This window comes from Azospirillum sp. HJ39 (assembly GCF_041507355.1).
Taxonomy (GTDB): domain Bacteria; phylum Pseudomonadota; class Alphaproteobacteria; order Azospirillales; family Azospirillaceae; genus Azospirillum; species Azospirillum thiophilum.
In genome coordinates this window covers 253,082-265,679 of record NZ_CP167905.1, presented here as the reverse complement: position 1 = coordinate 265,679, position 12,598 = coordinate 253,082, and the positions used below count along the sequence as shown (strand labels likewise).

Below are 12,598 nucleotides of genomic sequence, written 5' to 3'. Positions count from 1 at the left end.
TTTTGACAGGCGCGCCGGTTCACGCCATCGTGGACGCGCCCGCATGTCCGGATCCCCCGTTGGGGGTGCCGCGCGCGCGGGCCGGATGATACCGATCGCGCGCCGCGGATCAACGGGGGAAACCACCGGATCCCGGGGCTTTTTCACCAACCGCAATCAAAATGGTTCAGGATCAATGGCCGCGCCCACCGATACCCCCACGCCCGTCTCGCTCCCTGCCAACGCGGTCGAACTGCGCGGCCTGACCAAGATCTACCAGCCGACCGGCAAGGCCGGGCCGAAGCAGGCGCTGAAGGGCATCGACCTCGCCATCCCGCGCGGCTCGCTGTTCGGCCTGCTCGGCCCCAATGGCGCCGGCAAGTCGACGATGATCAACATCCTCGCCGGGCTGGTGAACAAGACCGGCGGCACCGCCAGCATCTGGGGCCACGAGGTGTCGGAGCATCCGCGCCGCGCCCGCGCCTCGATCGGCGTGGTGCCGCAAGAGCTGAACATGGATCCCTTCTTCACCCCACGCGAAATGCTTGAGCTCCAAGCCGGCCTCTACGGCGTGCCGAAGAGGGAGCGGCGGACGGACGAGTTGCTGGACGCTGTCGGCCTCGCCGACAAGGCCGATGCCCACGCACGGTCGCTGTCGGGCGGCATGAAGCGCCGGCTGATGGTGGCGAAGGCGATGGTCCACACCCCCCCGGTCCTGATCCTGGACGAGCCGACCGCCGGCGTCGATGTGGAACTGCGCCGCCAGCTCTGGGATTATGTGCGCACGCTGAACAAGTCGGGCACCACCGTGCTGCTGACCACCCACTATCTCCAGGAAGCGGAGGAGTTGTGCGACACCATCGCCATCATCAACCACGGCGAGGTGGTGGCGTGCGAGCCGAAGACGACCCTGCTGCGCCGGGTGGACAACAAGGCGCTGTGCCTGACGCTGGAGCGCGACCTGCTCGCGGTCCCCGCGTCGCTCGACGGCTATACGGTGGAACTGCCGGAACCGCGGAAGCTGGTCGTCCGCTACCAGCCCAGCCGCCAGCGCGCCGGAACCATCCTGTCGGCGCTGGCCGCGTCAGGAATCGGGATCATCGATGTCACGACCGAAGAGTCGGATCTTGAGGATATCTTCCTTCAACTGACGGGTGGTGCGCACGGCAACACAGGGGTAATCCATGCGGCATAGCGGATTGGCGGCTGTTCTGGGGTTGGGGCTTCTGCTTGGCGGCTGTGCCGCTGATTTCCAACCGATGGGAACGGCCGTCGTCCAGCCGGAGTTGAACGACCGCGTGCTGATCGCCGCCGATGGCTTCGAACTGCCGATGCGCTCTTGGCTGCCGGCGGACGGCAAGGTGCGGGCAGCGGTGGTTGCCCTGCACGGCTTCAACGACTATTCCAACGCCTTCGACGGTGCCGGCCGCGATTTCGCGACACAGGGCATCGCCACCTACGCCTATGACCAGCGGGGCTTCGGCGCCACCCGCGAGCGCGGCGTCTGGGCCGGCACGCCGACGCTGGTCAGCGATGCCCGTACGGCAGTGGATATGGTGCGCCGCCGCCATCCCGGCGTGCCGGTCTATCTCATGGGCGAAAGCATGGGCGGGGCCGTGGTGTTGACCGCCATGACCTCCCCCAACCCGCCGGAGGTCGCCGGCACCATTCTGGTCGCGCCGGCCGTCTGGGGCCGGCAGGCGATGGGCTTCTTCCCGCGCGCCGCGCTGTGGCTGACCTACAATCTTGTGCCGGGCATGGTGGTGCATCCGCCGCGCGATCTGGACATCCATCCATCGGACAACATCGAGATGCTGCGTGCGCTGGGCCGCGATCCCATGGTCATCAAGGGTTCGCGCGTCGATGCGCTCGAGGGGCTGACCGACCTGATGGGCGCAGCGCTCGACGCCTGCCAGCATCTGCAAACGCCGTCGCTGGTCCTCTATGGCGCGCATGAAGAGGTTTTGCCGCCGCGGCCGGTCGAACGTGCCCTGAAGGATTTCGAAGCCGGCGGGAGGCATGTCGTCGCGGTTTATCCCGACGGCTACCACATGCTGCTGCGCGACCTGAAGGGGCGGCTGGTCGTCAACGACATCGTCGCCTGGATCGACAACCCGAAAATCCCGCTGGCCAGCGGCGCCGACCGCGCCCCGCGTGCGCTACTCGCCGCCAAGTGAGTGGCGGGGACAGGCTGCGGCACGGTGTCGCCCCTTCGATCATGGATGCCCGTCCGTCCGGCCTGTCCTTCTTGTCCTTGCCGACTCCTGACACACGCAAGGCCTTGGCGGAACGAAGATTATCGGTTGCGCCTACCTGAAAGGCACAGCGAGCGGATCGGTCTTTGCAGCCAAAGGTATAATACCCCTTAGGACCAAAGCCACTCTGCCACTCCCGGCGGTTGAGGGCTAAGGTACCGCATAAGCGGACACCGAACGTCCCCGATGGGAGGAACCATGCACAGCGTAGAACCCCAGGGTACCCCGTCCAGCCCAGTCCATATCTCCGGCAGCCAATCCGCCGACGTACAGCTGATCGCCGACCGCTATGGCTGGTCGACACCGATGGCCCGCTGGTGGATGGCCTTCGCCGCATCCTCCGTCGGTCCGAAGCAGGACACCATGATCGCCTTCCTCGACAAGACCGTCGGCGGCGTGACGATGATCCGCCGGCGCTGAACGCCTGCGCGAAGAACATGGAGAAACGGCCCTGCGGGGCCGTTTCGTATTTGTGGGAGGTTTGTGCCGGCCCGAAGCACTCACACTCCGGGCGGAACGATGCGCCAGATTGCGGCCGGGTTGCGGTTGGGATCCAGCCAGACATGCTGGAACTTGCCGATCCAGGTGAAGCGGTGGCCGCTGAACAGATCCTCGACCTGGACATGAGCACCGTCGGACAAGCCCAGTTCCCACAGCGGCACCTCGATGGTCCCGCCATGGCCGTTGTGGGGATCGAGGTTCACCGCAATCAGGATCACATTGTCCTTCGCCGCCGTCATCTTGCCGTAGAGCAGGATGTTGTCGTCATAGGCATTGTAGAAACGCAGGTTGGTGAACTGGTGCAGCGCCGGATTCTCGCGGCGGATACGGTTGATGGCGGCGACGTAGTCGCGGATGTTGCCGGGCTTGTCCCAATCCCAGTGCCGGACCTCGTATTTTTCCGAGTGGTTGTATTCCTCCTTGCCAGGATAGGCTTCCGCCTCGCACAGCAGGTAGGGGCCGTAGAGGCCGTAGACGCCGGCTAGCGTCGCCGCCAGCACCGCCCGCATCATGTGCGCCGGCCTGCCACCATGGGTGAGGATCGGCGGCAGGATGTCGGGCGTGTTGGCGAAGAAGTTGGGACGCATGTACTCCCGCGATTCACCTTGCGTCAGCTCGGTCAGATACTCGGTCAGTTCGGGCTTGGTGGTGCGCCAGGTGAAGTAGCTGTAGGACTGGGTGAAGCCGACCTTGGCCAGCCGCTTCATCAGCTTCGGCCGGGTGAAGGCTTCGGCAAGGAACAGCGCGTCGGGATAGCGGTCCTGCACCTCGCGGATCATCCATTCCCAGAAGGGAAAGGGCTTGGTGTGCGGGTTGTCGACGCGGAAGATGCGGACACCCTCCCTGCACCACATCAGCACGACGTCGCGCAGCGCGTACCACAGCTCCGGATAGGACTGGCGGTAGAAGCTGACATTGACGATGTCCTGGTATTTCTTCGGCGGATTCTCTGCGTAGCGGATGGTGCCGTCGGGACGCCAGTAGAACCAGTGCGGATGCTCCTTGACCCAGGGATGGTCGGGCGAGCACTGGACGGCGAAGTCCAGCGCGATCTCGATCCCATGACGCCTGGCCTCGCGCACCAGCCGGCGGAAGCTGTCGAAATCGCCGATCATCGGGTCAATGGCGTCGTGCCCGCCCTCCTCGGCGCCGATGGCGTAGGGCACGCCTGGATCGTCGGGGCCGGGGTTCAGGGTGTTGTTCCTGCCCTTGCGGAAGGCGCGCCCGATGGGATGGATCGGCGGGAAATAGAGGACGTCGAAGCCCATGTCGCGGACCATGGGCAGCAGCGACACCACGTCGTCGAAGGTGCCGGGACGCGACGGGTCGGGCGAGGCCGAGCGCGGGAAGATCTCGAACCATGCCGAATAGGCGCCGGCGGTGCGGTCGACATAGACCTCGAGCTCGCGGACATAGCGGGACTTGTATTGCCTCTCGCCGTAGCGGGCCATGACGCGGCGCGGCTCGTCCGACAAGGCGTAGTCGATGGCCTCGCGGCCGGTGAGCGATTGCATCCGCTCGATCACCGCCTCCAGCGCGGCGCGGCCGTCACCATGGTTCAGGTCCAGCGCCTGCTCGACGAAGCGGCGGCCTTCCACCAGTTCCAGGTCGACGATCAGTCCGGCGTCGACCTTCTTCTTGAAGTCGGCGCGCCAGCTTTCCCACACGTCGCGCCACGCCTCGATGCTGTAGGTGTAGCGGGCATTGCGGGTCAGCGGCACGCGGCCGACCCAGCGGTCGTTCTCGAACAGGCGCATCGGCGCCTCGCTCCACTCCTCGTCGCCGTCCGCCTTGTACATGACCGAAGCGGCAAGCACGAAGGTACCGTCGGTGTAGATGTCGGCCCACACCTCCATCACGTCACCGACTGCGCGCTTGATGGCGAAGCGGCCGCCGTCCAGTTCGGGATAGACGGCCTCGATGGTCATGCGGCCGGCGGCAACGGAGTCCATCCAGTCCCGCTCCTCCACGTCATGCAGCTCGACCGGGTGGCTGCGGGCAGCGCGGGCGCGGAAGACGCGCAGTTCCATCGGGCGCAGCGTCATCGGCGTGCCGGGTTCCATCGGCAGCGGCTCGGCCTCCGGCGTCACGTCCTCGAACGCCTCGTAGGTGCCGCCGGTGGCGGCCAGCACCGGGCCGACGTCGAGCGTGTGCGGCCGGTTCTCGTCCGGATTCAGCAGCAGGATGGCGCAGCCGTCGGGCTGGTCGAGCGCGGCACCGTCCACCTGCCGGATCAATCCGAGCACCGGACCGTGGGGAGAGGTCACGCGACGTTGCGGTCCCTCGACGTTCAAGGCGGGGGTGGCGGCCTTCATGGCGTTGACCGCACCGATGAAGCCGGTGAGGTCGAGCTTCGGCTGCTCCCAGTCGGCCGGGCTGGTGTTGACCACGTCCAGCTTACGGGTGAAGCCGTATTCGAAGCCGACCGGCATCATCACGCCGGTCGAAAAACTGGCGGCGAACAGGTAATGCATCTTCAGCTGGGCCGCGAGACGGACGGCATCCTGGCTGCCGACCTCCGCCGCCAGACGGTCGGTGTCGTGGCTTTCGGGGAAGGCGACGGACGGCGCGATCCAGCGGAAATCCTCATACTGGTCGAGCAGCCAATCGGCCTTGAAGTCCCACCATTTGGCGCTGTTGAACAGGAAATCGAAGCCGGCGCCGCACAGCTCGCGCACCTGCTCCACGGTGCAGCCAAGAGTTTCGGCGAAGAACTTCACCTCCGGGTTCACGGCATGGGCGGCGTTGATCAGGCTCTTCCACACCTCGGCCGGCACCTGATAGGCGGCGTCGCAGCGGAACCCCTTCACGCCCAGAGCGATGTAATGGCGCAGATAGTCGCTCCAGTAACCGATCAGGCCGGCACGCGACTCCGTGCGGTCATAATCCAGCGACGCAAGGTCGCCCCAGACCGTGACCTTGTTGGTGTCGTTGGGATCGACGGCACCGGGGCGGTGCAGGTCACCGTCGGGACCGCGCCTGTACCAGTCGGGGCGGCGGTCGACCAGCAGCGCGTCGCGGGAGGTGTGGTTGATGACCAGATCCATCATCACCGACTGGCCGTGCGCTCCCGCCTCGACGATGAAGCGGCGGAGCAGGTCGTCGTCGCCCTCCTGCGCGCCGGCGCGCAGGGCGTCGTGCAGGCGGTAGGGGTCCTTCACCGCATAGAGGCTGCCGGAAAATCCGGGCTGGTGGATCGGGTTCAGAAAAATCCAGTCGAATCCCATCCCCTGGATCCGTGGCAGGTGCCCGGCCCAATCGCGGACGGGTCCGACCAGTGTCGGAAACAGGTTGTAGATGCGCGGTCCGACGATGCTCATGGAACCCCCTTCCTTGGCCCTGCTTCCTCGTTGACAGCCCGCCTGTCCCCGTTGTCGGATCGACGAAGCGGGATCGGCACCTTTTCCCCGGGTGCCCGTCCTGGGAACGCGCCACGACCGGTACGGCCGGCACCACGCCCCCGCGGGTCAACCCGGCGGGGAGGCGAAGGTTCCGCCCGCCTCGCGTGACGGGCGGCAACCGACACCCTCAGAACAGGATGCACCGCATGGCCGAGAAGTCCGGGAAAATCTCCAAAATCCGCCTGGGAAGGCTGGACCAGAGCAAGCTGCGGATCGACACGGCGGAGGAGTACGATCGCCGGCTCGGCAAGCTGCAGAAGGACCTGCTGCACATCCAGCAGACCTATTGGCACGAGAAGCGCCGGGCCATCGTGGTGTTCGAGGGCTGGGACGCCGCCGGCAAGGGCGGGGCCATCCGGCGCATGACCGAGCCGCTCGATCCGCGCGGCTTCCATGTCTGGCCGATCTCGGCACCGTCGCCGGAGGAGCAGAGCAAACATTACCTCTACCGCTTCTGGACGAGGCTGCCGGCCGGCGGCACCTTCGCCATCTTCGACCGCTCCTGGTATGGCCGGGTCCTGGTGGAGCGGGTGGAGAAATTCGCATCCAAGGACCAGTGGAAGCGCGCCTACGACGAGATCAACGAGTTCGAGCGGCTGCTGACCGACGACGGCGTGCGCATCGTGAAGCTGTTCCTGCACATCACCCCGGAAGAGCAGCTCGAACGCTTCCGCGAGCGCATGAAGAACCCCTACAAGCGCTGGAAGCTGACCGAGGAGGATCTGCGCAACCGCGCCAAATGGGACGACTACGTCAAGGCGACGGAGGCGATGTTCGACCGCACCTCCACCCCCCAGGCGCCGTGGCATGTGGTGGAGGCGAACTCCAAATGGCATGCCCGGCTCAAGGTGCTGGAGATCGTGACCGACACCCTCAAGAAGGGGGTGAACATCGCGCCGCCGCCGGTCAACGGCAATGTCGCCAGGATCGCCGCGGAGATCCTTGGCGTCCATCCCGGCGTTTCGGAGGAGGAGCGGACGGTCGAGGGCTGACCGGCTTTTCCCTCCCAATTGTTCGTGCCAGCCGAATTGTGTTGCCGTTGACCCGGTATTTATTCGGGTGCCGCCAAGCGCGACACTCCACCGCATTGCAATGCGGGAGGGGTGCCTCGGCACCGGAGCGGAATGGGTCGGTCTTCGAAGACACAGCGGAGCGGCGGGGAGCGGGTGGCGACGCCCTGCCCCTTCGCCGTCGATGACCGGACCATCGCCGGCCATGCCCAGGACATCCGGCTGAGGCTGTACCGGCCGCTGATCGGGCTGGCGGTTCCGGCCCTGCTCTATCTGCATGGCGGCGGCTTCACCTCCGGCTCGCTGGAAGAGGCGGAGGAGGCCGCTTCGGCCATCGCCGCCGCCGTGCCGGCGCTGGTGGTCTCCGTCGGCTATTCGCTGGCCCCCGCCCATCCCTTCCCAACCGCCGCCCAGGACGCCTACCGGGCGGCGCTGTGGACCGCCGATGCCGGGCGAGACCTCGGCGTCGCCCGCGGCGGGCTGGGGGTCGTCGGCCATGACGCCGGCGGCCATGTCGCCACGTCCCTGACCTTCCTGGCCCGCGATCTCGGCGGCGTCACCATCGCCGCGCAGGCCCTGCTCGGCCCGATGCTGGATCCCAGCCTGACGCGGGCCAGCCGCGGCAGCGTCGGCGACGCGCGCAGCAAGCTGTTCGACCCGACGATGGCCGACTGCGCCCGCTGCTACCGCGCCTATCTGCCCGAGGCTGCACAGCGGCTGCATCCCTATGCCGCGCCGCTGGAGTCCTGCCGGCTGGGCGGGCTGCCGCCGGCCCTGATCGTCACCGCCCAGGACGACCTGCTGCGCATCGAGGCCGAACAGTATGCCGCCGGCCTGATCGCCGCCGGGGTGCCGACCGAGGTCACCCGCTTTCCCGCCATTTCGCACGACGCCCTGCCCGGTCACCAGCCGGCCCTGCAGGCGGTCGCCGACTTCCTCCGCCGCCGGTTGCCCGGCGCACGTGCCTGACATTTTCCTCCCATGCCGGAGATGCACACCATGACCAGTTCCCGTTCGAAGCTCGCCATCCTTCTCGTCGCCGGGGTCGCCATCGCCGGCGCCGGCGGCATCGCCGTCAGCCAGGGCCATGCCGATGCGCCGCAGGCCGCGGCGGCCGCCCCGCCGCCACCGGAGGTCGACGTCGCCCCGGTGGTGGTCCGCAAGATCACCGACTGGCAGTCCTATTCCGGCCGGCTGGAGGCGGTCGACCGGGTGGAGGTGCGGCCCCAGGTGGCCGGCGCCATCACCGCCGTCCATTTCCGCAATGGCGCGCTGGTTCGCCAGGGCGACGTCCTGTTCACCATCGACCAGCGCCCCTTCGCGGCGGAGGTCGCCCGGCAGGAGGCGCAGGTCGCCGCCGCCCAGGCCCGCGTCCGCTTCACCGCGTCGGACCTGGAGCGCGCCCAGCGGCTGGTCCGCGACGACACCATTTCCCGCCAGTCGCTGGAGAGCAAGGAGAACGAGGCCCGCTCCGCCGCCGCCAACCTGAAGGCGGCGCAGGCGGCGCTGGAGATCGCCCGCCTCGACCTGGAGCACAGCCAGCTGCGCGCCCCGGTCTCCGGCCGCGTCTCGCGCGCCGAGGCGACGGTCGGCAACGTGGTTGCGGCCGGCGCCGCGGCGGCCCCGCTGACCACGCTGGTCTCGGTCTCGCCGATCTATGCCTCCTTCGACGTCGACGAGCAGACCTACCTGACCTACATCGCCGGGATGAAGGACGAGTCCGCCGTGCCGGTGCAGCTCGGGCTTGCCAACGAGGCCGGCTATTCCCGCGACGGCGCGGTGGAGCATGTCGACAACCGCATGGATGCCGCGTCCGGCACCATCCGGGTGCGCGCCCGCTTCGACAATGCCGACGGGCTGCTGGTCCCCGGCCTCTATGCCCGCATCAAGGTCGGCGGCAGCCAGCCGCATGACGCGCTGATGATCGACGACCGCGCCATCGGCACCGACCAGGACAAGAAGTTCGTCCTGGTGGTGGCGGAGGACGGCACCGTCTCCTACCGGGCCATCGTGCCCGGCACCGCCCAGGGCGGCCTGCGCGTGGTGAAGAGCGGGCTGGAGCCCGGGGAGCGCATCGTCGTCAACGGCCTGCAGCATGCCCGCCCCGGCAGCCGGGTCAACCCGCGCACCGTGGCGATGGACGGCACGCCGCAGGCCATCCGCACCGCGTCCACGGCGCAGTGACCGAGGCCCGCCGGGAGAGCCGTCATGAACATCTCTAAATTCTTCATCGACCGCCCGATCTTCGCGGGTGTTCTTTCCGTGGCTCTGTTCCTGGCGGGTGCGATCTCGCTGTTCCAGTTGCCGATCTCCGAATATCCGGAGGTGGTTCCCCCCTCCGTCGTCGTCCGGGTGCAATATCCGGGCGCCAACCCGAAGGTCATCGCCGAGACCGTCGCCGCGCCGCTGGAAGAGCAGATCAACGGCGTCGAGAACATGCTGTACATGCAGTCGCAGGCCAACAGCGACGGCAACATGGCGCTGACCGTCACCTTCCGGCTCGGCACCGATCCGGACAAGGCGCAGCAGCTGGTGCAGAACCGGGTGTCGCAGGCCCTGCCCCGCCTGCCCGAAGACGTGCAGCGGCTGGGCGTGACCACGGTCAAGAGTTCGCCCACCCTGACCATGGTCGTGCATCTGCTGTCGCCCAACGACCGCTACGACATGACCTATCTGCGCAACTACGCCATCCTCAACGTCAAGGACCGGCTGAGCCGGATCTCGGGCGTCGGCGAGGTGCAGGTGTGGGGCGCCGGCGACTATTCGATGCGGGTCTGGCTCGACCCCAACAAGGTGGCGGAACGCGGGCTGACGGCGTCGGACGTGGTGGCTGCGATCCGCGAGCAGAATGTCCAGGTCGCGGCCGGCGTCATCGGCGCGTCCCCCAGCCTGCCGACCACGCCGCTGCAGTTGTCGATCAACGCGCAAGGGCGCCTGAAGACGGTGGACGAGTTCGCCGGCATCGTGCTGAAGGTCGGCCGGGACGGCGGCGTCACCTATCTGCGCGACGTGGCGCGGGTGGAGCTGGCGGCGGCGCAGTACGGGCTGCGCTCGCTGCTCGACAACAAGCCGGCGGTGGCGCTGGGCATCAACCAGTCGCCGGGCGCCAACGCGCTGGCGATCTCCGACGCCATCCGCGCGACGATGGCCGACCTCAAGGCCGACATGCCGGACGGCGTCGACTTCTCCATCGTCTACGACCCGACCCAGTTCGTGCGGTCGAGCATCGACGCGGTGATCCACACGCTGCTTGAGGCCATCGCCCTGGTGGTGCTGGTGGTCATCGTCTTCCTGCAGACCTGGCGGGCGTCGATCATCCCGCTGCTGGCGGTGCCGGTGTCGATCGTCGGCACCTTCTCCCTGATGCTGCTGCTGGGCTATTCGATCAACGCGCTGTCGCTGTTCGGCATGGTGCTGGCCATCGGCATCGTGGTCGACGACGCCATCGTCGTGGTCGAGAATGTCGAGCGCAACATCGAGTCCGGCCTGTCGGCCAAGGAAGCCACCTACAAGGCGATGCAGGAGGTCAGCGGGCCGATCATCGCCATCGCCCTGACGCTGGTCGCCGTCTTCGTGCCGCTGGCGGCGATGCCCGGCCTGTCGGGCGAGTTCTACAAGCAGTTCGCGATGACCATCGCGATCTCCACCGTCATCTCCGCCTTCAACTCGCTGACCCTGTCGCCGGCCCTGTCGGCGGTGCTGCTGCGCGGCCACGACCAGCCGCAGGACTGGCTGACCCGCGGCATGAACCGGGTGTTCGGCGGCTTCTTCCGCCTGTTCAACCGGGTCTTCAACCGGGCGTCGACCGGCTACGGCCGCGGCGTCGGCGGGGTGGTGCGGCACAAGGGCCTGATGATGCTGGTCTATGTGCTGCTGCTCGGCGGCACCGTGCTGCTGGGCCGGGCGGTGCCGATGGGCTTCGTCCCGGCGCAGGACAAGGAGTACCTGATCAGCTTCGCCCAGCTGCCCAACGGCGCCTCGCTCGACCGGACCGAAGCGGTGATCCGCGAGATGACCGACATCGCCCTCAAGCAGCCGGGCGTCCAGAGCGCCGTCGCCTTCCCCGGCCTGTCGGTCAACGGCTTCACCAACAGCTCCAGCGCCGGCATCGTCTTCGTCACCCTGAAGCCCTTCTCCGAGCGCGGCGACGCCAGCCTGTCGGCCAACGCCATCGCCGGCACCCTGCAGATGCGCTATGCCGGGCTGAAGGAGGCCTTCGTCGCCATCTTCCCGCCGCCGCCGGTGATGGGGCTGGGCACGCTGGGCGGCTTCAAGCTGCAGGTCGAGGACCGCGGAGCACTGGGCTACGAGGCGCTCAACGCGGCGGTCGGCGCCTTCGTCGCCAAGGCGATGCAGACGCCGGAACTGGGGCCGACCTTCTCCAGCTACCAGATCAACGTCCCCCAGCTCGACGTCGATCTCGACCGGGTGAAGGCCAAGCAGCAGGGCGTGTCGGTCGGCGAGGTGTTCGACACCATGCAGATCTATCTGGGCTCGCTCTACGTCAACGACTTCAACAGCTTCGGCCGCGTCTACCAGGTGCGGGTCCAGGCCGACGCGCCGTTCCGGGCGGAAGCCGCCGACATCGGCCTCCTGAAGACCCGCAACGACCGCGGCGACATGGTGCCGCTGTCCTCGCTGGTCCGGGTGGCGCCCAGCTACGGCCCGGAGATGGTGGTGCGCTACAACGGCTACACCGCCGCCGACATCAACGGCGGGCCGGCGCCCGGCTTCTCGTCGGGCCAGGCCCAGGCGGCGGCCGAGCGCATCGCGGCGGAGACCCTGCCGCGCGGCGTGCGGTTCGAGTGGACCGACCTGACCTACCAGCAGATCCTGGCCGGCAACTCGGCGCTGTGGGTGTTCCCGATCAGCATCCTGCTGGTGTTCCTGGTGCTGGCGGCCCAGTACGAGAGCCTGACCCTGCCGCTGGCCATCCTGATGATCGTGCCGATGAGCCTGATGTCGGCGCTGGCCGGCGTGTGGCTCACCGGCGGCGACAACAACATCTTCACCCAGATCGGCTTCATGGTGCTGGTCGGGCTGTCGGCCAAGAACGCCATCCTGATCGTCGAGTTCGCCCGCGAGCTGGAGGAACAGGGCCGCAGCACGGTCCAGGCCGCCATCGAGGCCAGCCGCCTGCGGCTGCGCCCGATCCTGATGACCTCGATCGCCTTCATCATGGGCGTGGTGCCGCTGGTCACCTCGACCGGCGCCGGGTCGGAGATGCGGCACGCCATGGGCGTGGCGGTGTTCGCCGGCATGATCGGCGTGACCCTGTTCGGCCTGATCCTGACCCCGGTCTTCTACGTGCTGCTGCGCCGTCTGGCCGGAGCCCGGATCGAGAAGGGGACCGAGGAAGACGTCGGGCGGGGGACGGAAACCGGCGCCGCGCCGGCCGGGGTTGCCTCACATGGCTGGCCCGGGATGGGCTGATCCCGGCGGAGTGGAACGT

At 67.8% G+C, this 12,598-nt stretch carries 8 protein-coding genes; 7 read left to right on the top strand and 1 reads right to left on the bottom strand.

What is annotated here, in order from left to right:
* Positions 1-175: 175 nt before the first annotated feature.
* The 3 genes from ABMY26_RS01840 (at position 176) to ABMY26_RS01830 (ending at position 2,654) form a co-directional block, all read left to right on the top strand.
* Positions 176-1,174 carry an ABC transporter ATP-binding protein gene (locus ABMY26_RS01840; protein ID WP_372394770.1) on the top strand — a complete coding sequence of 333 codons (999 nt, stop codon included), beginning with the start codon at positions 176-178 and terminating at the stop codon, positions 1,172-1,174.
* Between the two features lie 64 nt (positions 1,175-1,238).
* Positions 1,239-2,156: a lysophospholipase gene (locus ABMY26_RS01835; RefSeq protein WP_372394769.1), complete on the top strand. Its 918-nt coding sequence runs from the start codon at positions 1,239-1,241 to the stop codon at positions 2,154-2,156.
* Positions 2,157-2,432: 276 nt separating this feature from the next.
* Positions 2,433-2,654 (top strand): hypothetical protein, encoded by a 222-nt coding sequence (locus tag ABMY26_RS01830; protein WP_372394768.1) that lies wholly within the window; start codon positions 2,433-2,435, stop codon positions 2,652-2,654.
* An 80-nt stretch (positions 2,655-2,734) separates the two neighbouring features.
* On the opposite strand, the gene ABMY26_RS01825 is transcribed toward ABMY26_RS01830, so the two are convergent.
* Entirely contained in the window at positions 2,735-6,055 is a 3,321-nt protein-coding gene (locus ABMY26_RS01825) for a maltotransferase domain-containing protein (RefSeq protein WP_372394767.1), read from the bottom strand.
* Positions 6,056-6,282: 227 nt separating this feature from the next.
* On the opposite strand from ABMY26_RS01825, the gene ABMY26_RS01820 reads away from it, so the two are divergent.
* The 4 genes from ABMY26_RS01820 (at position 6,283) to ABMY26_RS01805 (ending at position 12,579) form a co-directional block, all read left to right on the top strand.
* Positions 6,283-7,128 (top strand): polyphosphate kinase 2 family protein, encoded by an 846-nt coding sequence (locus ABMY26_RS01820; RefSeq protein WP_372394766.1) that lies wholly within the window; start codon positions 6,283-6,285, stop codon positions 7,126-7,128.
* Positions 7,129-7,260: 132 nt separating this feature from the next.
* A complete protein-coding gene (locus ABMY26_RS01815; protein WP_372394765.1) occupies positions 7,261-8,115 on the top strand; it encodes an alpha/beta hydrolase in 855 nt (284 codons plus the stop codon).
* Between the two features lie 30 nt (positions 8,116-8,145).
* Entirely contained in the window at positions 8,146-9,330 is a 1,185-nt protein-coding gene (locus tag ABMY26_RS01810) for an efflux RND transporter periplasmic adaptor subunit (RefSeq protein ID WP_372394764.1), read from the top strand.
* 24 nt (positions 9,331-9,354) lie between these two features.
* Positions 9,355-12,579, top strand: coding sequence for an efflux RND transporter permease subunit (locus ABMY26_RS01805; RefSeq protein WP_372394763.1), 3,225 nt, complete (start codon positions 9,355-9,357; stop codon positions 12,577-12,579).
* The last annotated feature ends 19 nt before the right edge of the window (positions 12,580-12,598 follow it).